16 protein-coding genes are annotated in these 20195 nt (G+C 62.9%); 8 read left to right on the top strand and 8 right to left on the bottom strand.

Annotated features, from left to right (window positions below):
• Positions 1-87: 87 nt before the first annotated feature.
• From CFR72_RS14260 to CFR72_RS14240, 5 genes are all read right to left on the bottom strand, one after another.
• On the bottom strand, positions 88-1425 hold the full coding sequence (locus CFR72_RS14260; protein WP_244182312.1) for a glycosyltransferase: 1338 nt from the start codon (positions 1423-1425) through the stop codon (positions 88-90).
• Between the two features lie 23 nt (positions 1426-1448).
• Positions 1449-1817, bottom strand: a complete 369-nt coding sequence (locus CFR72_RS14255; protein ID WP_110914561.1) for a hypothetical protein — start codon at positions 1815-1817, stop codon at positions 1449-1451.
• A complete protein-coding gene (locus CFR72_RS14250) occupies positions 1814-2863 on the bottom strand; it encodes a glycosyltransferase family 4 protein (protein WP_227744484.1) in 1050 nt (349 codons plus the stop codon). The genes CFR72_RS14255 and CFR72_RS14250 overlap by 4 nt, the downstream gene beginning before the upstream one ends.
• Before the next feature lie 61 nt (positions 2864-2924).
• The gene (locus tag CFR72_RS14245; RefSeq protein ID WP_110914559.1) at positions 2925-5162 is read right to left on the bottom strand and encodes a GumC family protein; all 2238 of its coding nucleotides are present in this window, start codon (positions 5160-5162) and stop codon (positions 2925-2927) included.
• Positions 5163-5245: 83 nt separating this feature from the next.
• Complete coding sequence (locus tag CFR72_RS14240) at positions 5246-6703, bottom strand: exopolysaccharide biosynthesis polyprenyl glycosylphosphotransferase (RefSeq protein ID WP_110914558.1); 1458 nt, start codon at positions 6701-6703, stop codon at positions 5246-5248.
• Positions 6704-7091: 388 nt separating this feature from the next.
• Between CFR72_RS14240 and CFR72_RS14235 the strand changes: the two genes are divergently transcribed.
• From CFR72_RS14235 to CFR72_RS14205, 7 genes are all read left to right on the top strand, one after another.
• Entirely contained in the window at positions 7092-8396 is a 1305-nt protein-coding gene (locus CFR72_RS14235; protein WP_110914557.1) for an outer membrane beta-barrel protein, read from the top strand.
• Positions 8397-8462: 66 nt separating this feature from the next.
• Positions 8463-9053 carry a polysaccharide biosynthesis/export family protein gene (locus CFR72_RS14230; protein ID WP_110914556.1) on the top strand — a complete coding sequence of 197 codons (591 nt, stop codon included), beginning with the start codon at positions 8463-8465 and terminating at the stop codon, positions 9051-9053.
• A 365-nt stretch (positions 9054-9418) separates the two neighbouring features.
• A complete protein-coding gene (locus CFR72_RS14225) occupies positions 9419-10627 on the top strand; it encodes a glycosyltransferase (RefSeq protein WP_110914566.1) in 1209 nt (402 codons plus the stop codon).
• 47 nt (positions 10628-10674) lie between these two features.
• Positions 10675-12147, top strand: a complete 1473-nt coding sequence (locus CFR72_RS14220) for a hypothetical protein (RefSeq protein WP_110914555.1) — start codon at positions 10675-10677, stop codon at positions 12145-12147.
• 22 nt (positions 12148-12169) lie between these two features.
• Positions 12170-12739, top strand: a complete 570-nt coding sequence (locus CFR72_RS14215; protein WP_167400410.1) for a phosphatase PAP2 family protein — start codon at positions 12170-12172, stop codon at positions 12737-12739.
• Between the two features lie 197 nt (positions 12740-12936).
• Complete coding sequence (locus CFR72_RS14210) at positions 12937-15216, top strand: TonB-dependent receptor (protein WP_408869988.1); 2280 nt, start codon at positions 12937-12939, stop codon at positions 15214-15216.
• Between the two features lie 161 nt (positions 15217-15377).
• Complete coding sequence (locus CFR72_RS14205; protein ID WP_110914553.1) at positions 15378-15767, top strand: acyl-CoA thioesterase; 390 nt, start codon at positions 15378-15380, stop codon at positions 15765-15767.
• A gap of 106 nt (positions 15768-15873) precedes the next feature.
• Here CFR72_RS14205 and CFR72_RS14200 read toward each other — a convergent pair whose 3' ends face one another.
• Positions 15874-17934 carry an FUSC family protein gene (locus CFR72_RS14200; RefSeq protein ID WP_110914552.1) on the bottom strand — a complete coding sequence of 687 codons (2061 nt, stop codon included), beginning with the start codon at positions 17932-17934 and terminating at the stop codon, positions 15874-15876.
• Positions 17935-18249: 315 nt separating this feature from the next.
• Between CFR72_RS14200 and CFR72_RS14195 the strand changes: the two genes are divergently transcribed.
• Entirely contained in the window at positions 18250-19179 is a 930-nt protein-coding gene (locus CFR72_RS14195; protein WP_110914551.1) for a 2-hydroxyacid dehydrogenase, read from the top strand.
• 25 nt (positions 19180-19204) lie between these two features.
• Here the strand turns inward: CFR72_RS14195 and ddpX are convergent, their stop codons facing one another.
• Together ddpX and CFR72_RS14185 are read right to left on the bottom strand one after the other, a co-directional pair.
• A complete protein-coding gene (gene ddpX / locus CFR72_RS14190; RefSeq protein ID WP_110914562.1) occupies positions 19205-19756 on the bottom strand; it encodes a D-alanyl-D-alanine dipeptidase in 552 nt (183 codons plus the stop codon).
• Positions 19757-19798: 42 nt separating this feature from the next.
• Positions 19799-20005, bottom strand: a complete 207-nt coding sequence (locus tag CFR72_RS14185) for a hypothetical protein (protein ID WP_208630063.1) — start codon at positions 20003-20005, stop codon at positions 19799-19801.
• Positions 20006-20195: the final 190 nt, after the last annotated feature.

Raw genomic sequence — 20195 nt, 5'->3', positions numbered from 1 at the left:
GGATGATCAGATGCCTCGAGCATGGTTCTGCCCTCCAGAGAGTTTCAGCAAGCACACTCTGACACGGCGCGGCTCGCTATCCACTCCTCATGGAATCTGAAGCAGGACCAGTCCATCGGCGGCGTCCAGTCCCGCCATGTCCTGCAGGGTGGGCGCGCAGACAATGATCCTGTGTGGGGGATGGGTCTGCCGGCGCAGTTCCGCAATCGTTTCGCGCAGGATGCCCGGCCGTCCGCAGGTCGCGATCCCGACCGTGATCTTCATGTCCCGCGCGGCGGCCGGGCCATTGTCCGCAGCCTCCCGCGCGGCGGGGCTGCGCTGTGACACAAGTTCGCGTGACAGCGCGACATGACGCAGCGCATAGGACCGGGAATTGAGGTCCGTGCGCATGCGTTCGCGCGCATTGGATACCATGGCCGTACACCGGTCCGGGTCGCACGCCAGCGTGACGATGGCGTGTCCCATCGCCTGCGCATCGCCAACGGGTACATAAAAAACGCAGTCTTCACCAAAATAATGACGCAGGCCGCCGGTATCCGTGGCGATGACCGGCACCCCCCGCAGGGTCGCTTCCTCGATCACGGTAATGCCGGAGGCATGCAGGTTGTGCGTCAGGGGAACGACCACGAGGTCGGCTTCGTCATACAGCCGGAACAGCATATCGTTATGCGTGGGGGTGACGCGCGTGACATGGGGGGGCGGGACAAAGCGGTTGGCCGTGGCGATGGTGACATGACATGCCACCCCATCGGGCAGGGGGGACGTGGCGGCCATCAGCGTGCTCCAGTCACGATGGCGGTCATTGCCCAGCGACAGCACCCGCACCGGATCACCCGATGTACGTACCGGCGGGGGATGGTCCGTCATGTCATCCGCGCGGATGCCGAACGGGATCCATTCCATCCTCTGTCCGGGGAAAACGGTGCGTGCCTGCGCCAGGTTTTCGGGCGAGAGGAATGTCAGCATGTCCGCGCGTGACAGCAGGCTGCGCATGAACAGTCGCCGCCACGCCGGTTCATGCGGCCAGCGATCCATCAGCCAGACGCTCTGCGCGATCAGGGGGGGATGGGTGCGGCGTGGCGTCAGGCGGTAGAGCAGCAGCACCGCAAGGGCCTGTGCCTCGGTATGGGTCCAGACCACATCGGCGGACAGGATGCCCGCACGGTTGCGCCAGGCCTGCACGAAATCGAACCCAAGGACGAAGCGCACCCCATAGCGCACAAGGCGCGAAAACGGGTTTTCCGCCCTGTCTTCGGACTGTTCAACGATAACATCCGGGCCTGCCGCGCGATAATATCCATAGGCATAGGGTTCGTTGACCCCGGGGATTTCTCCTTTCTGCCAGCGCGCATGCCAGCTCATGGCCCCGTATCCATAACTGAGCTGCACGAAAGCACGCAGGGGCGGGGCGGTCTGTGTGGGCATGAGGAGGTCTCCTGTGCGCGAAGCTAGAAAATACCGACCGAAACAATCCTGAAATTGCGTTCCGCCATATGCGCGATCAGGTCCGCATGTGCGGCGGCGGCGCGATGGGGAGAGGGAAAGGCGTGGCAATAGGCACCCTCCAGCACCACATGCATGCCAAAGCGCAGGTTGACCGTGCGTGCGAACCTGCCGCCATAGGCATAGACCGCCATGCGCGATGTCATGGGCAGGGGATAGGGATTGCTGATGAACAACTGTTCGGAGGAGGAATCGCTGATGCTGCACCAGACCGACTGCGTTGGTGCGGCATATGCGCCTGCCGTGACGGCCATGGCCATCATGCCTCCCAGATGCAGTCCCCCCAGCCAGCGCAGGATGGGCGCATATTTCATGAGGTCATGTCCTGTGTGATCTGCAGCAGCGACTGCGCGGCCCTGTCCCACGTCAATTCATCCGCCCGCGCCCGTCCCGCCACCCGCAGTTCCTGCGCCACGGCAGGGGAGTCGAGGATGCGCACCACACTTTGCGCGATGGCGTCGGGATCGGCGGGATTGGCATAGATCGCGGCAGGGCCACAGACTTCATGCAGGACGGGAATGTCGGCGGCCACCACCGGGCAGCCACATGCCATGGCCTCCAGCGGGGGCAGGCCGAACCCTTCGTACAGTGAGGGAAACACGAAACATGCCGCCGCTTCATACAGCGCGCGCAGTTCCCCGTCGCTGACCCGTCCGACATAGGTGGCCGGGCGGGGCAGGATCTGTGTGCCGCTGGCATTGAATATGGTGGTGTTCACGCTGCCGCTGATGACAAGCGGGATGCCGCGCAGGGACAGCGCACGCGCCAGCGCATCAAGCCGCGACAGGTTCTTGTGCGGGGCAAGGTTGCCGACCGCCAGCACGAAACGCTGCGGGCGGAGGTCATGGCGCGCCAGGATCGCGGGATCGGCCTGCGTGCGGACGATATGTTCGGCCCCTTCGCCAATGACCGAAATGCGTGCGGCAGGGATGTGCAGGTAACGCGCCAGTTCATTACGGGAAAATTCGGAAACGGTGACAAGGCGCGTGCGCGTGCGGCACAGCAGGAAATGCAGCACCCGGTACCACAGGCGGAATTTCCATGAATAGGAATCAGGATGGCCGAACACCCCCGCATCGTGGATGATCACGATCTGGCGTCGTCCCCACAGCGGGGCCGTGTTGCCAAGGTTGAGCAGGATGCCACTGCGCGCGGCGAGGGGCAGTTCGAACTGTTCCCAGACCTGCCCGTGGCGTTTCCCCACCGTGCGGCGCGGCAGGTCGGGCGCATCATCTTCGGTAATGCGCCCTTCGGGGATCAGGAGGATCGGGGACGGGCGCCCCTGTGCGTGGCTGACCCGGGCGAGGGCATGGCAGATCTCCAGTGCGAAGCGCTGCACCCCGCTCAGGGGCTGGGTCATGAAGCGACCGTTGACATAGATGGCTGGTCTCACCAAAGCACTCCAAACATTGCCTGCCGCCTCAGGTCGGGGGCAGCAGTCCATAATGGCTGTAGATCCGGAAGGGATGTTTCTCCGCCTCACCCAGGCTGTGCGGCGGGGCCTGCGTCAGCACGGCGCCCAGCGTGCGCGCGTCATAGGTGTGCAGCGTGCGCATCGCCTGCACCAGTGTTGCGGCACTGGTCTGTCCCCACTTGACCACCATCACCACGCCGTCGGTCTGCCGTGACAGGACGGCGGCGTCGGGAAACGCCAGCGCCGGCGGCGTGTCGAGCAGGATCATGTCGTACTGCGATCCCACCTGCGCCAGGATCTGGCCCAGTTCCTCCGGCAGCAGCATGGCGCCGCCACCACGATGCATCATCCCCTCGGGGGTCAGGATATCGACACCGGGCAGGACATCGCGCTCCAGCCCCGCCAGAAGCGGCGAAACCGGGGCGTGGGTATTGCGCATGATGCTGACCGCCCCCATGACCCGCATGGCCGACGGATTGCGCATGTCACAGTCGATGACCAGCGCACGCTGTCCGCACCGCCCCGTATTCGCCGCCAGGGACAGGGCGAAGGTGGTCTTGCCTTCCGCCTGCTCTGCCGATGTGACCAGCACCACCTTCGCGCGGAAGCGGCTGTGGCCGAAGGACAGGACGCTGCGGATCGATTCCACCGTCTCCAGATAGGCCGAACGCTCCCTGCTGGCGTACTGGCGCGCCAGTGGCCCGGCGAAGGCCGTCACCAGACCCAGCGCGAACAGCCCCGGTATCGCGTCGAGTTCGGCCGTGCTGCGTACCCCCTTGCGCATCCGTTCGATCACCAGCGCCGACCCGGCCCCCATCATCAGCGCAAAGAGGATGGCGATGGCCATGTACTGCTTGCGCGGGGGGCCATAGGGGCCAAGCGGCGTTTCGGCCCGTGAAATCAGGTCGGCTTCCGCCACCTGCAGTTCCGCCTGCGTCGATGTCTGGGCAAAACGGCCGAGATAGTCCTGATAGACCGTGCGTGCCGCCGTGGCCTCGCTCTGCAACTGGCGCATGGTCACGTCGGCTTCGTTTTCCGCCGTAACCTGTCCCTGAAGCCTGTCCACCTCGGCCGACAGGGCGGCGACGCGGGCTTCGGCGCTCGACAGTTCCTTGGCGGCGCTGTTGGCGACGCGCTGGACTTCCGCGCCGATGCGCGCGCGGACCTGGGCTGCCGCCGCGCGCACGGATTGCAGGTCGGGATTGCCGTCCATGACCGTCTGGCTCAGGCTGGCGGCGCGGCTGCTGATCTGGGCTTCCTGCGCCTGAAGCTGCTGGATCAGCGGTGAGGAAACGGCGTCGGGAATGCTGTCGAGGCTGCCGTTGCGGATCGCGTTGCGGACCTCGGTATAGCGGGCGCGCCTGCTTTCAAGGTCGCCGCGCGCGGTGATCAGTTCACGGTTCATCTGGATCAACTGCTGGTCGGTCACGGTGGTGCCGCCGCTGTCGGCACTGTTGCTGCTGCCGTTCGCGCCGGGCGCGCGTTCGAGTTCGGCCGCAATCAGGCCGTTCTTTTCACGAAAGGCCTGCACCGCCTGTTCCGCCTTGCGCAGCCGTTCGCGCAGGGGGGCGATCTGTTCATCCAGCAGTGCGTTCGCCTGCCATGTCGCCGAGATCTTCATGTGGCGTTTGAAGTCGAGATAGACATCGGCATAGGCATTGGCGATGCGCGCACTGGTGGCCGCGTTGACCGTGCTGGCCGTGATCGTGATGATATAGGACCGCCCGTCATTAAGGATCGTCACCCACTGGTCCAGCAGCAGGCTGACGGCCTGCAGGCGTTCGTCCGCCGTCATGGGGGGCTCGACCGGTGGGGTGACGAACATGCGCGAAACCGCATCGACCAGCCGTTTACTGACAGGTACATGATCCAGTGCCTCGCGAAAGTCGGGATCGTTCACCAGATCCAGCTTTTTCGCTACCGCCCGTGCGATGGCCGGGCTTCGCAGGATGCTGACCTCGCTGTTGACGGCGACAGTGTCCACCTCGGGCGAGGAAACGGTGGCCTGCAGGTCACGGAACGGGGCCTGGTGCGTGCCGACGATCAGGATGGACGAGGCATTGTAATAAGGCCGGAGCGAGAAGATGCCGATCCCCGCAGGCACCGAGATCCCCAGCGTCACAAGCGCTATGGCCAGGCGATGGCGGCGCATGATGCTGAAGGCATGCAAGGGTGAAACCTGCTGCGTTGCCGTCGGGTCCGGCACGGGGCCGTTGAATGATGCGGGCAATTGGAGCGTATTCATCACTTGCGTCCTCTCGAAAGGGGAGGGGCGGGTATATGGGGCATATGGCTGCTTTTCTTCCGGGATGGGCCGGGATGTTCAGTTCAGCGTGCGCCTTTCTGGCCCAGCACGGCCGGAATGGTCTTCAGGAGGATCACGATGTCGCGCCACAGGCTCCAGTTCCGGACGTACCAGTTATCAAGCTGGACACGGCGGGTATAGGAAGTGTCGCTGCGGCCGCTGACCTGCCACAGGCCGGTGATGCCCGGACGGGTGGCCATGTAATATTCCATGTCCACGCCGTAATGGACTTCCTCGGCCATGACGATGGGGCGCGGGCCGACAAGGCTCATCTCCAGGCGCAGCACGTTGAAGATCTGCGGCAGTTCATCAAGGCTGGTCCGGCGCAGCAGCCTGCCAACGCGCGTGATGCGCGGGTCCGATGTCAGCTTGCGCGTGGCGGCCCATTCCGCCGCCGCCTGCGGGTCGCGCGCCAGCAGGTCGGCCAGGATCGCATCGGCATTGACCGCCATGGTCCGGAACTTCAGGCAGCGGAACGGACGGCCGTTGCGCCCGATACGCATGTGGCCAAAGACCGCAGGCCCCCCGTCAAGGCGGACCAGCGCATAGACCACGGCAAGGATCGGCAGGATGGCCATAAGGACCAGCATCGCCACGGACAGGTCCAGCGCCACCTTCATCGCCCGGTGGACCGGGCGGTCAAGGTTGTTGCGGAACGTCATGATCATGGCGTCATGGCTGAAATAGGCATGGTCCCCATGATCCAGCGGGACGCCACGCAGGGGCGGCATCAGCGAAAAAGGCAGCCGTGTGCGCGTGACATGTTCGATCACGCTGCGTCCGTCGCCTTCATGCGTGTCCATGACCAGCAGCAGTCGCGCGGCACCATGGCGGGCCAGCAGCATGTCATGCAGGTGCGTGCCCGACATGTGCAGGAGGCGCGACGGCGGGATGCACCAGACCGAGCGCAGGCCGGGAAAGCGTTCGCTGGAAAAGATCTCGATCGCGCGGGTGCAGTCCTCCGGTTCACCGGCCAGCAGCACGGGAATGCGCCACAGTCCCATGGCATGGAGCACCCGTTTCGTAATCTGGCGCAGCGTGACATCGACAATGGGAAACATGATGAACGGGAACAGCGCGGATGCAACCTGCATATCGGGCCATGACAGCATGACGATGGCCACCCCCGCCATGGCGGCAGCGGCAATGATCTGCGCCACTTCGTTCCAGAAGGGGGGGCGGTCGGTATAATGGCGCTGGTACGCAAAATAGCCCAGCATGACCACCAGCATGGCGCAGGAGAGGAAGAACACGCTTTCCATGTAATGAATGTTCTTTGGAAAGAACATTTCCTCCATCCCCAGGCACAGCGAAAATGCGGCGCAGTCGGTGGCGATCAGGGCTGTTGCACATGAAAAATGTATATGTCGCAACTGGATTGCAGGAGCATGGAATCCGTCCACCTCCGCCAGGTGGGCATCACCGGGGTGAACTGTCGCCGGGGTGGAGCCAACCGCCGCGGGGGAAAGGTGCGTATCCATGATTTACTCCGCATTATTACAGAACATGTAGAGTCAGAATACTTGGTGCCGCGTTTTCAGAGGGCCCGGCCATTGTGGGTGGAGCCTGTTCATGACTGCTCCTCCGGCCGTGACAGGGGCTATACGTGGCAGCGGGGAAGCAAGTTCCGTTAAAGTGTTAAAAATTTATTTCCAGTAATAACGCGAACGTGACCACCGTTACGTCCGGAAAACATGCAAATGGAGACAGAAGCCAAAAATAATTTAATCTTGATAGGGGATTAAATCTGCGTGCCCACGGCGCTTCATGAAGCAGGAAACAAGAACACCCACCAGGGCAGGTTGCCAGATGAGTCCTTTTCCCATCTCTCCGTCATGAATGTTCAATAGGTATCTGGTGCGCAAAATAATGGTCTTCAGGCTGGGCCTGACTGCGGCGGCTCCCCTGTTTGTGGTGGATGGCGCATATGCCCAGGTTATCGACAACTATTTCCCCGCCATTGGCAGCGGGGCGGGCGAACTGGCGCAGGAACCCGCACAGGTGCGTGCGATGGGGGCCTATGCCCCGCTGGGGAAGCGTTACGGGCCCCTGCGCATCGACGCCGACGGAAGCGAATCGGAAGGTTACGTCAACAACGCCGACCGTACTGTCGGCGGCCATTCCAGCGCCGTTGTCTCCACGCAGGGGAACCTGTCGGCGGTGTCGAAATGGGGCAAGCGCGACCAGGTCCATGGCAACATCAGTGTGGACGATATCCGCTATCCCTCCCGCAGTATCCAGAATCGTACGAACTGGACCGCCAATGTCGGCGGCGTGCATGATTTCGGTCATGACACGATAGGGGTTTCCTATTCCCATCTGGCGCTTGTGCAGATGCCCACCGACCTTGGCGCGCTGGTGGTTGACCATCCCGTGCCCTACCAGGTCGATGACGGCAGGGTCAGCTATACCGCGACGACGCATGGGCGGCTGAGCCTCATCCCGCAGGTCGATGTGCAGCGTTATCATTTCGATTCCTTTCCCCCCACCGCCAGTCAGCCAGGGCAGGGATACCGTGACCGCATCCTCGTGACCGAAGGGGTGACGGCGCAATATGAACTGCGCGGGGACAGCCACGCCCTGCTGGTGATGCAGGGGACGGAAATCCGGTACCAGAACCAGTTGGAAGATGCGCCTTCGCGTGATTCCAACGGGGCGTCGGTCATGGCGGGATACGATTTCGGGATGCGCGGCCCGCTGCGTTTCCGGGCCCTTGTGGGGTACAAGACGCGGCGTTACCGCGCCAGTGCGTATGGCAGCATCAATTCCCCCATGGCGGAGGCGGAGTTCAACTGGGCCCCTACGCGCCTGACCTCGGTCACGCTCAGCGTGCGGCACGGGATCGAGGACAGCGCCTTTGAAAACGTGGTGGGGTACACCTTTACCGGCGCGCGGATCGGCGTGACGCACACATACAGGCGCAATATCGTTTTTTCTGCATATGGACAGATACAGAAAGCGAACTATCCGTCCGCTCCGGCCTTTCTACAGAATACGGTCCTGTATCAGGAACACAACAACCAGACGTTCTATGGCGTGGGCGCCGAGGTGCAGTGGCTGATTAACCGCCACATGCACCTGTCGGCAAATTATGATTTCAGCAGTCAGAATACGGTGGGAAGCGGACAGTTCCCGATCCACACCTTTCTGGTCGGGTTTCATCTATCGCTTTAGGGGACGCGCATCCGGGGCGTCTGGTTTTCCTGCCGGGACGGATATGATGACAGGAGCATACGACGCATGCCGACGACCTGTTCAAGACCCCGCCGCGTGGCCATCTGGCTGCCGGTCGTCATGGGTGCGATGGGGGGCCTGCTTGCAGGTTGCACGCCCGGTTGGGATTTAAAGCCGGTTCCACCATATGATCCCGGACAGTACCGTCTGGGCGTGGATGATGAAATCCGTGTCATGACCTATGAACAGGATCAGTTCACATCGGATTTTCGTGTTGACAGCAGTGGAAAGGTCGCCTTTCCCGTTGCCGGCAGCCTTCAGGCCGCGGGCCTGACCACGGTCGAATTCGCGGCCGAGGTGACAAAGGCGCTACAGCAGGCGCGCATGCTGCTCGAACCCAGTGTCTCGGTCGAGGTTTCGGCCTATCGTCTTGTTTCCGTCCTCGGTGAGGTGGCGAAACCGGGGCAGTACCCCTACCAGCCTGGCATGACGCTGCTGACGGCGGTTGCGGCGGGGGGGGGATTCACCTATCGCGCGCTGGAAACGCGGGCCTATGTCGTGCGGCAGGAGGGGGATCATGCCGTTGTCGGCTACCTCAAGCCCCATGATTACGTAAAGCCGGGCGATGTCATAAAGATTTACGAACGTCATTTCTGATCTGGTGTCCCCGCCCCCCCCGTGTTCACCGCATCAGGCAGAACCCCGCGATGAGTACGCCCCAGCACGCGATGCCCAGTACGATACCCACGACCAGGCCCCGTGCGGGGCGCAGGCGGTCTGGCGTGGCGGGACGCGGCAGGGATTGGGGGGACGCGGATGTGCCGGATGGTCTGTGGCGGGATTTCAGGGGGCAAGGCTCATCTCCTGCTTGGTGCCGCATCAGGCCCTGTTTACGTAATGTCGGCGATATCTTCATGCCGATATCTGAAAATATCGATAATGCCCACGTGTCCGACCTGTAAAGCATGGGGATACATGCACGGCAAGGGGACGTCGCGGCCAGCGAAGCGGAGGGTCGGTTCATGAATGTTCTTCCTGCATCACGTCGCGCGGCATATCCGCCGCCCACGGGGCCACGTGTCGCCATCGTTCACGAATGGCTGGAACATTACGCAGGTTCCGAACGGGTGCTGGAACAGCTTGTAATCATGTATCCGGATGCGGCGGTTTTTGCGATTGTCGATTTCATGCCCCCCGATCAGCGTGCCTTTCTGGGCGGACGCCCGGTGGAGACGACGTTCATACAGGAACTGCCCTTTGCCCGGCGATATTTCCGTTACTATCTCGGGCTGATGCCTGTCGCGGTGGAGCAGCTTGACCTGTCGGGGTTCGACCTTGTGATTTCCAGCAATCACGCCGTGGCCAAGGGGGTCATTACCGGACCGGACCAGGTCCATGTCTGTTATGTCCATTCGCCCATGCGCTACGCCTGGGACATGCAGGCGGCCTATCTGCGCCATGGCGGGATGGAGCGTGGGATAAAGGGACTGTATGCGCGCTGGCTGCTGCACCGGATGCGCAACTGGGACGTGCGCTCCGCCGCCGGGGTCGATGTGTTCGTGGCCAATTCGACCTATATCGCGCGCAGGATCCGCAAGGTCTATCGCCGGGAGGCCGAAGTCGTCTATCCCCCTGTCGATATCGACAGGTTTCATGAAAAGGACCAGCCCTCGCGCGCCGCCTATGTAGTGATATCGCGCATGGTTCCCTACAAGCGCATCGACCTTGTGGTGGAGGCCTTCCGCCGCATGCCGCAGCATGTCCTGCATGTAGCGGGCGACGGGCCGGAACGCGAACGGATCGAGGCGGTGGCGAAAGGCGCGCCGAACATCATCTTTCGTGGCCGTGTCAGCGATGCGGAGGTGCTGTCGATGATGCAGGACGCGCGTGCCTTCGTCTTCGCCGCGGAGGAGGATTTCGGCATCGCGATGGTCGAGGCACAGGCCTGCGGCACGCCCCTGATCGTCTTTGGCCGTGGTGGCGCATGCGACATCGTGCGTGACGGGGACGACCCGGAGGGGCCGACCGGCGTATTTTTCGGGGTGCAGGAGGCCGATGCCATCATCGCGGCAGTCGAACGGTTCGAGGCGATGCGCACGCGCATCACCGCCGCAGCCTGTCGCGCCAATGCCCGGCGTTTTTCGTGCGATGCCTTTCGCCGCTCCATGTTCGCGGTCGTGGAGCAGGCGATGCGTGATGCCTGTCCACGACATCTGGGCGTGGCGCGGTAGGCCGCACGCAAAGGGAAGCGGGACGGACCAGCAGGGGGTGGCGCGCGATGACGATTGTCGGACTGATTCTGTTCCCGTTATGCCTGCTGTTATGGATGCGTCCGCAACTGATGCTCCATATCCTGCTGCTGGCGGGGATATTGCCGGCGGCGGCGGCGCTGGTGCTTGGTGGCCTCGGGGTGCAGCCCGCCATGGTGCCTGCCATGGCGTTCATGAGCTTCGTGATGCTGCAATGGGTGCTGGGCGTTCATTATCCGGGGGAACGCACGGTCATGACGCTGTGCTTTCCGTTCATGCTGGTGGTGACATGGACGCTGCTGGCGTCGCTGATCATGCCGCGCCTGTTCATGAACCAGGTTATGGTCTGGCCGCAGAAAAGCGATTCGGTGGGGGGCAGGGTCCTGCTTGCGCCCAATTTCGGCAATATCTCGCAGGATATGTACCTGCTGATCAATACGATCTTCCTTGTCCTCGCCGCCCGTTTCCTGACCCGCAGCGACGTGCGGCTGGATCGCCTGTACCGGACCTTCCTGCTGTCGGGATGGTGCGTCGTGGGGATATGCATGTGGCAGTTCGCGCACAGGGTCGGTGGCGTGCCGTTTCCCGACACGTTCTTTTATTCCAATCCCGGCTGGGCCGTCCTCAACACCCAGACCGCAGGGCCGGTGCCGCGCATCAACGCGTCATTTTCCGAACCGGCCGCCTGCGCCGCATTCCTGAGCGAGATCCTGTTTTCCAGCGTCTGGATCGTCCTGCAGGGCTATTCCGTGGCGCGCGCCAAATGGCTGATCCCCGCCTCGGCACTGGCGCTTGCCTGTACGACATCGACCACGGGCTTCATTACCGTGGCGGCGGAAATCTGCCTCCTGCCCGTGGCGGCCATCGCGACCGGGGCGATGCAGTTGCTGGGGAACGTCATGCGCCTGATCGTGGTGGGGGTCGCGCTGCTGGCCTGCGGGGTGCTGGTGGTGGTGACGGTCGCGCCGCAGGTCGTGCCCGCGGCGCAGTTCGTGTTCCAGTCCACGGCGGAAAAGAAGGACAGCCAGTCCTATCAGGACCGTTCGCAGGTGGACCGGGATTCCATGTCCCTCGTGACGGAAACCTACGGGCTTGGCGTGGGGTGGGGCAGCAACCGGGCATCCAGCCTGCTGCCGGGGCTGTTATCGACCATCGGTGTCGTGGGGGCGATCGGCCTGCTGGTCTTTGACTGGAAACTGCTGCGCGGGGCGATGGTGGCGCGCAGGCGCGTCCCCCCGGGGCCGGAGCGACTGGTGATCGAAGGGGTGGTGCCCGCCCTGGTGGCGCGCCTGATCGCGGCCTGCCTGTCCAGTCCGACGGTCGGGTTCCTCGATTTCTATCTGCTGATCGCCATGCTGATTGCCGCGATCGCCCGGATCGACCTGATGTGCGCGGGCAGGGGGCGCGCGCAGGTTCCACAACGCGCGCTTGCGCCCGTTTACGCAACGCCGGCGCAATGCCATGCCAGGGTGGAGACGGACCGACCGCAGATCCATGCATGAGATGGGGGACGCAATGCATTTCATGACCAATGCAGGCGACCAGGCCCTGATCATTCCCATCGAGGCAGGCGTTTTCCTTGTGTTCCTGGTATGTCGCTGCTGGCGCATGGCGGCGGCGTGGGCGGTCATGATTGTCGCGGGATCGGGACTGATGCTGGCGCTGAAGCTTTATTTCGAGGCATGCGGTCCTGCGCGCCACCGCGTGCTGTACAGCCCCAGCGGCCATACCATGGCGGCCACCATGGTATATGGCGGACTGCTGTCGCTGACGCGCCTCAACCGTGCGGCCCTGCTGGCGGCAACACTGGCGATCGCGATGCTGATGGGATGGACCCGTGTGGCGCTGGGGTACCATACGGTAATGGAGGTCGTGGTGGGCGGCGCGCTGGGCCTTGCGATGGTGGCGTGTTTCGGCATCCGGACGCAGGGGTGGCAAAAGCAGTTCCGCCCGGTCCTGTCCATCCTGTGTGTCCTCGTGCTTGTGGCGATATCCATGCGCGGATGGCATCCCAATATCGAAAGCAGGATACAGTCCGCATCGCGGTTGTATTTTTCGCAATGGGAATGTAAAAGGCCGCTTTTGCACGAATAGAGCAAATATTGTCATAACATGGCGGATGAAACGTTCGGACATATCAGGCGCAGAATGGATGTTGCGGCATCGCGATGCGCAGGTTCCATGTCCCCGGTCCGGGATATGGCCGCATCTTTGTTGCAGAAACGTACGAACATACAACAGGTAACAGATATCCGATAATGCGCCGTGCCCCGAGACGATCTGACCCTGTGATGCTGTCGCTGCTGTTGCGTCGCGGATGGCTGGTGCTTGGGGGGGTGATCGTGCTTTCGCTGCCCCGGCATGTGCAGGCGGCGGCCAATACCACGCAAAAGGCCCATGCGCGACAGGCGACGAAGCCTGCAGCGCCCGTGCATGCGGAAACAATTACGGTCAATGCGCAGCGCCGCGACTTTGCCTATCCGGAGGCGCAGCATGTGCCCGATGCGGATACGCGCCTGACCGCCGCCCGCCTGATCGAACGCGGGGTCGTCTCCCTGCGCGGGCTTGAGCGCGTGGCGCCGAACCTGACCGTCCAGAGCATCAACGGCACGGCCTCGACCAATTTCTACCTGCGCGGGGTGGGCTTCAACGATTTCACGCAGAACAACATGCCCTCCGTGCTGTCCTATTTCGATGACGTGCCGTTCGCGTTTTCGACCATGACGGACGGGATGATGTTCGACCTTGCCGGGGCGGAGGTCACGCCGGGGCCGGTCGGCACACGTCATGGGCAGTCGGATACGGGGGGCGAAGTGCGCCTGCGCACCAATGACCCGACCGATAGCTGGCATTACGGCGCGCGGGAGGACATCGCCTCCTATTCCCGCAGCAGGAGCGAGGCCTATGTTTCCGGCCCGCTTGCGCGCGGACTGAGCTTCCGCCTTGCGGGACAGACGCAGCAGGGCGGCGGGTGGCAGACCGATCCGCTCAATGGCTCCCACCTTGGCGATGCCGACCTGTGGGCGTTGCGCGGCAAGCTGAAATGGACACCCGACAGCCATACAACCCTGATGATATCAGGGCATTTCACGCAAGACGACAGCGAGGTCGTCAATCCCATCCCGGTTGACCGTCTTGTGTGGACGGCGCCCCTGCCTGTTGAATCATGGCAGCAGACACAATGGTCCATGCGTCCCGAATTCGCCCGTCTGATCGGACGCAAGCCGGGCCTCAAGCCCAGCGAGCATAACCAGTTCTGGGGCGCGGATGTCCATTTTTCCCACGATTTCGGCCCGGTGACGTTTTCGTCCATCAGCGCGTTCGAGACGGAGCGGCAGGGCGAATATACCGATCAGGACGGCACCGCACTGGCGCAGGCCGATACCTACCGCACCATCGACGCGAACACCTTTACGCAGGAAGTGCGCCTGCAATCCTCCCACCCGCATGACCTGCTGCAATGGACAATCGGCGCGTTTTACCAGCGCAGTCGCATGCAGCAGCGGTTTTTCTTCGATTATACCGATTATGTGCCGCAACGTGGTTACATGATGGCCACTCATTTCGGCATGGATCAGGAAAGCACGTCCGAGTTCGGCAATATCAGCTATCGCTTCGGGCATGGCGTGACCCTGTGGGCGGGGTTGCTGCATGAAATTGACGACCGTTCCATTTCCGGCCTGCAGTCCGTCATCTTTGGCGGTACGTCGCAGGATTTCCACGGCGAGAACACGGCCGCCGCGCAATATGCAGGACAGGCCGGGGTGTCATGGCAGGCAGCGGCGCATGAACTTGTCTATTTCAAGATCAGCAAGGGGTTCAAGCCCGGCGGCTTTACGGCGAACAATACCCAGATCCAGGCGCAGTTGAACCCGTTCAGGCCGGAGACGGTCCTGACCTATGAACTCGGCCTGAAAAGCGATCCCGTTCCCAACCGCATCCGCCTCAATGCCGCGGCATTTTACAATGATTACCATAACCAGCAGCTTGTCGGGACGGTACTGATCCCGAACTACGGGCCGCTGAGTGAAATCACCAACGCCCCCAAATCCGAAAGCTGGGGGTTCGAGGCGACATTGGACATCCATCCGTTCGCGCACCTGTTCGTGACGCAGAACCTGGGGTGGCAGCGGGGAAATTTCCAGAATTTCCCGACCGTGAACCGTGCCGCCACCAATGCCTATTATGCGCAGCATGGGGTGTGGAAGGCGATCGAGGACAATTTCGCAGGCGTCGATAACGGGCAGCCCAAGCTGACCCTGAACGGCAATGCGGAATGGCGACAGGCGCTGGGTCCGCATTATGGCATCGATTTCGGCCCCGACTGGCTTTATCGCGACAGCCAGGCGATCACGCCCGGCGGGACGGGGTTCTATCGCCTGCCGCCCTATTTCCTGCTGGGCGCGCATGCGACGTTCCATCCGGCGTCCGGGCACTGGTCGGCGACGGTCTATGCCACGAACCTGCTGAACCGGCGGTACGCCGAAAGCGGGGGCATGGCGACCACCACCTATTTCTACCTGCCCGGCGCGCCCCGGTTCATCGGTGGCCGCATTGCATGCGATTTCTGAACACGGCCCCTGCACGTCACCAAAATGTGCACCGCAATGCGCGGCAAAGTCACGTGCCGGGAAAGGCGATCATGTAATATGCCCGCGTAAAAAGGCCAGTGCCCGCAGACATCTTTCCAGTCCGGGCCGTGATGGCAGCCTTTTTGAAACAAGGGGATTCCATGCGCGAACATGATGCCATGCCTTCTGGTGAACTGACCATCCGTGTCGTCGCGATGCCGGCGGATATCAACCCGGCGGGTGATATCTTTGGTGGCTGGCTGATGTCGCAGATGGACCTTGCCGCCAGTACCACCGCTGCCCTGTGTGCGGGTGGGCGGTGTGCGACGGTTGCGATCGACCGGGTTGTCTTCCACCGTCCCGTGTCGGTGGTGGATGAGGTCAGCATCTATACCCAGATTACGAAAATAGGCCGCACCTCCATGACCATCGCCGTGGAGGCATGGCGCAGGGTCCGCCACGCCAGCGTGCGCCAGAAGGTGACAGAGGGGCATTTCGTCTTCGTCGCCCTCGATGAAAATGGCCGTCCGCGCCCTGTCGATACGCCCTGAGGACCATCCGGAAACCGTAAGAAAGTTCTTGGTGAAGATTTTTCCAGAAAGCTTTGAAAGACGCTTCCTTTTTGAAAAAGTCAGTTCCCAAAAAATTACGTTGTTTTCAGGCGCTCCCTGACGGAACGGACGCCACGACGTCCCGGCTCTCCCCGTGCGTGACGTCGAGGAGATGCAGCATGCCGGCCATTTCATCAAGTGTCGGCAGCGCATGGGGCGGGGCGGTTATGTCCGGCCAGTCCATCTGGCGCATGACCTGTTCGAACCGCGCGGGGAAAGGGGCATCGGCGCTGGACGGGGAAAGGGAGCGTTCCATCCATGTGACACTTGCCCGTCCAGCCATCTGGCGCAGGGCAAGCAGGATCTGTTCCGCCCTGTCCAGTCGGGCGGACCTGCGCAGCCCCTCCAGGCGTGTCTGCTGGCACTGGATTTCAGCGCGGGTGCTGGTTGTGCCGGCCATGCGGCGGGCCTGCTCGATCTTTTCCCGGCCGGCGGCATGCGCGCCACTCGCCAGCACGGCATAGCGGATGTTGGCTATGAAGGCGTCCGCCACCTGCGCTGCAAGGCCGGGACCACGACGCTCGGGCCAGAGCAGCAGGCATCCCGCCAGCCCCACAAGGCTGCCGATGATGTTGTTGACCGATCGTGCCAGCCCCACGTCCCAGCCCACGCCGGGACTGACAAGGTCCGTGACCAGCACGAACAGTTGCGTCATGAACAGGACAAGCAGCGTGTAATTGACGGCACGCAAGGCAATGGTTGCGGCTGCCAGCGGGAAAATCATCACAAGGATCAGCCACACAGGCATCACGACGCCCATGATGGCGGCCAGCAGTCCGCCGACGATGCTGCCGACCACGCGTTCGATCGTGCGGGGCAGGGTGGTCATGCCCTGTGGCTGCATGACCACGACCACCGCCATCATCGCCCAGTAGGCAAAGGGCAGGGCGAATGCCAGCGTGATGCCATAGGCCACCATGACCGAAACCGACAGGCGCGTGGCGTGACGCACCGCCACCGGCCAGTCACGCCATTTCCCCGGCTGTGCCGCCCGCCTCCCGTCCTGTCCGGCAGGGAGCAGCGGGCCGGGCGTTTCATGCAGCGCAACCAGCAGGTCGCGCAGGGCGGCGGCGCATGTGCGTGCGCCGCGTCCGTACAGGCTGTCTTCATGCGCGCATAATGTGTCGATGCGTGCGATCTGGCGCCGCAGCGCCGTCATGTCGGCCGCCGGGTGGCCCACCACGCGCGCCGCACGTTCGAGCAGCAGTTGCAGGTGACGCAGAATACGGCGCGTCGTTGGCGAGGCAGGCGTCAGCACGACCGCATGTTCAAAGGCGATCAGCACCACGAAAATCCGGTCGCATATTTCCAGCGCCGGCAGCAGGGCGGCGCGTGTCTGGCTGCCCGCGGCATCGGGGGACAGGATTTCGATACGCGTGCGGGTCCGTTCGATGCGGCTGCGGATTTCGCGGCGGTGGGCGCCGATGGACCCGCGTGTACCGGTTGACAGGGCCACGTCGCGACCGCGCAGCATACGTCGGGTCATGCGCCCTTCCTCGCGAAAGATCTCCGCACAGGCCCGGCGCAGCGGGGCATAGGCATCGACCGGCCATGCAACAATACATACGAGCGTGGCCCATCCGGCCCCCAGCGCAAACAGGCCCGCCAGTCCGAGCGCACCCTGCGGCGTCATGGGATAGCATATGGCCACAACCGCCACGATGGCCGCAAGCACCCCGATCTGTGTCGCAGTGGCCCCGCGCAGGCGGCCCAGTCCGCAGCCAAGGACGATCAGCGCCAGCAATGGCGCCGCCATGATGGGACCATATCCCGATGCCATGGACATGATGGCTGCCAGCACCGTGCCCACCATGCCGAAGGTCAGCAATGTGCGCAGGCGGATCGCCAGCGGGCCACCCGGATCAACCAGGCAGGTCCAGAACGCGGCAAAGGCCGACCACGCCATCAGCGGCACATCCAGCGCCAGCGCAAGCGCCATCATGATGCCCACCGCCACCGCCGCGCGCAGTCCTTCACGCAGGGCGATCTGTTCCGGTGCCATACTGATGGCCCGCATCCCCAGCCAGTGCGTCAGTGGCGTGGGGGTCATCCGCCGGGACAGCGTGCGCAGGGCGCCGGATGGGCGTGGGCGTAGTTTTGTCTTCATGGGCTACCGCGGAAAAGGGGGCGGGACGGTCAGGTCTGTTATTCTTGTGTTCCTGTAAGGTCGTCTTCTGGTGCCCCGACCATGGCAATGTCCTGGACGGGGGAGGGACCTGCTGCTGGTTCCTACCACGAAAAAATAGACTGGCACGATATCTGTCGATTGTTTCATGAAAGAAAAAATATTGACGTAGCGGATTTATCAACATGCCTGCCGCCGCATTTTCGGCGCCATGGCGCATTATTGATCCGGCGGGGCGCGGGGAATGCGGCACATCCTGTTATGTCTGGATGTACAAGGATCAATGGAGGACAATTGATGAAGCCCGAGATCGTGCTGCTGGAACGCATGATGCCCCAGATCGAAAAGGCGCTGGATGACGCCTATACGGTGCATTACCTGCCGGACACGCCCTCACTGGCGGCGGTTGCGCCACGGGTCCGTGCGGTGGTGACTGGTGGGGGAACGGGGGTTCCGCCCAATGTCATGGCCGCGCTGCCTGAACTGGGCCTGATTGCGGTCAACGGGATCGGCACGGACGCGGTTGACCTGCGGGAGGCACGGCGGCGCAACATCCACGTAACCACTACGCCTGGTGTCCTGACCGATGACGTGGCGGACATGGCGATCGCCCTCCTGCTTGCGGTCAGTCGCGGCATTGTCCGGGCCGACCGGTACGTGCGCGCAGGTGACTGGTCCACGGGCGCGCCCATTGCGCTGGGGCATCGCGTCAGTGGGAAACGCATGGGGATCGTGGGGCTGGGTCATGTGGGACGCGCCATCGCCCATCGTGCGCAGGCCTTTGGCATGCAGGTCGCCTATAACGATGTGCGTGAAATCCCCGATGCGGGCTTCGCCTATCACGCCGACCTGACGGACCTTGCCCGTGCCAGCGACATCCTTGTGGTGGCGGCGGCAGGCGGGGCGGGATCACGCGGGATCGTCAATGCGGGTGTGCTCGACGCACTCGGGCACGCAGGCATACTCGTCAATGTCGCGCGTGGCAGCGTGGTGGACGAGGATGCGCTGGTCGCGGCACTGCGTGAGGGACGTCTGGGGGGTGCGGGGCTGGATGTCTTTGCCCATGAACCCGACGTCCCTGCGGCGCTGCTGGCGATGGACAATGTCGTGCTACAGCCCCACCGCGCCAGCGCCACGGTGGAAACGCGCCTGGCGATGGGGGAGATGGTGCTGGGCAACCTTGCCGCCTTCTATGCGGGCAGCAGGCTTCTTTCCGCCGTGGTCTGAACGGGAGGGATGGGTCTGTTGCGGCCTAGAGCGGGCCGCCGGGCACATCCGCCGCCGAGAGGACCGGCAGGTCGTCGCCATCAGGCAGGTTGTAATGCCACCATTCGGGTTCGTAGCTTTCCCACCCCGCCGTGGTCATCAGCCCGAGCAGGAGGGCGCGGTTGTGGATGACCTCTGGTGAAAGTCCCTCCAGCGCGCCATGGGCCGAGAGCGGCGTTACCGCGTCGAACCCGGTTCCCATGGGCAGGTCCCTGCCCGTGGCGAGGTCGAACAGCGTAAGGTCAACCGCGATGCCGCGTGGATGTGTGCCGCCAAGTGCGGGGTCGGCCACAAAGGCCTTGTCGGATACGGCGTCCCACAGGATGGCCTGCACCTCGATCGGGCGAAATGCATCGAAGATCCTGAAGCCAAGCCCCAGCACGCGCGCCCGCGCCGCCGCACGGCCAAAGGCCGCATGCGCGTCCCGGTGCAGCAGGGCGACCGGCCGGGCATAGACCGGACGCCCGACAAAGTTGTTATCCGAAGCATAGCGGATGTCGAAAATGACACCCTCGTTTTCCTCAAGTGGTACCAGCATGCACAACCGTCCCGTATGGTGGATCAATAAACCGCATCAGGCTTACTTTATGCCCATTTCATCTTTCATCTTGCGTATTTCCACATCCTTTTCATAGGCCGCCATCTGCGGCTGCATGTGGGCGAACAGGATACGGTCGTTGCGGATCACCAGCTTGCGCAGGCGCCAGAACTGTTCGGCGTCCATGACCAGGGTGCGCGAAATGCCGTCGAGCGCATCGACCTGGATATAATCCAGATGATGTTCCATATCCCTGTATGTTTCCTCGGCAAAGATGGGGACAAAGCACAGTTCCACCTTGCACGGGATCTCCGAATATGGCGCGAACTTTAGGCCGTCGAGGGACTATCCTGAATTTTGTGCGGTGTGGTGATAAATTGCTCGAAGAGGAGCCCCCGCATGAGCATTGATAAAGACCTCCTGGACCGCCTGATGGAAG

The organism is Gluconacetobacter entanii, from assembly GCF_003206495.1.
Taxonomy (GTDB): domain Bacteria; phylum Pseudomonadota; class Alphaproteobacteria; order Acetobacterales; family Acetobacteraceae; genus Novacetimonas; species Novacetimonas entanii.
This window is presented reverse-complemented; position numbering and strand designations above follow the sequence as displayed.

Bases quoted from the DNA above. Each gene is read 5' to 3' on its own strand.
- CFR72_RS14260 (WP_244182312.1), bottom strand. From the start codon at position 1,425: ATGCCCACACAGACCGCCCCGCCCCTGCGTGCTTTCGTGCAGCTCAGT.
- CFR72_RS14255 (WP_110914561.1), bottom strand. From the start codon at position 1,817: ATGAAATATGCGCCCATCCTGCGCTGGCTGGGGGGACTGCATCTGGGA.
- CFR72_RS14250 (WP_227744484.1), bottom strand. From the start codon at position 2,863: ATGACCCAGCCCCTGAGCGGGGTGCAGCGCTTCGCACTGGAGATCTGC.
- CFR72_RS14245 (WP_110914559.1), bottom strand. From the start codon at position 5,162: ATGAATACGCTCCAATTGCCCGCATCATTCAACGGCCCCGTGCCGGAC.
- CFR72_RS14240 (WP_110914558.1), bottom strand. From the start codon at position 6,703: ATGGATACGCACCTTTCCCCCGCGGCGGTTGGCTCCACCCCGGCGACA.
- CFR72_RS14235 (WP_110914557.1), top strand. From the start codon at position 7,092: ATGGTCTTCAGGCTGGGCCTGACTGCGGCGGCTCCCCTGTTTGTGGTG.
- CFR72_RS14230 (WP_110914556.1), top strand. From the start codon at position 8,463: ATGCCGACGACCTGTTCAAGACCCCGCCGCGTGGCCATCTGGCTGCCG.
- CFR72_RS14225 (WP_110914566.1), top strand. From the start codon at position 9,419: ATGAATGTTCTTCCTGCATCACGTCGCGCGGCATATCCGCCGCCCACG.
- CFR72_RS14220 (WP_110914555.1), top strand. From the start codon at position 10,675: ATGACGATTGTCGGACTGATTCTGTTCCCGTTATGCCTGCTGTTATGG.
- CFR72_RS14215 (WP_167400410.1), top strand. From the start codon at position 12,170: ATGACCAATGCAGGCGACCAGGCCCTGATCATTCCCATCGAGGCAGGC.
- CFR72_RS14210 (WP_408869988.1), top strand. From the start codon at position 12,937: ATGCTGTCGCTGCTGTTGCGTCGCGGATGGCTGGTGCTTGGGGGGGTG.
- CFR72_RS14205 (WP_110914553.1), top strand. From the start codon at position 15,378: ATGCGCGAACATGATGCCATGCCTTCTGGTGAACTGACCATCCGTGTC.
- CFR72_RS14200 (WP_110914552.1), bottom strand. From the start codon at position 17,934: ATGAAGACAAAACTACGCCCACGCCCATCCGGCGCCCTGCGCACGCTG.
- CFR72_RS14195 (WP_110914551.1), top strand. From the start codon at position 18,250: ATGAAGCCCGAGATCGTGCTGCTGGAACGCATGATGCCCCAGATCGAA.
- ddpX (WP_110914562.1), bottom strand. From the start codon at position 19,756: ATGCTGGTACCACTTGAGGAAAACGAGGGTGTCATTTTCGACATCCGC.
- CFR72_RS14185 (WP_208630063.1), bottom strand. From the start codon at position 20,005: ATGGAACATCATCTGGATTATATCCAGGTCGATGCGCTCGACGGCATT.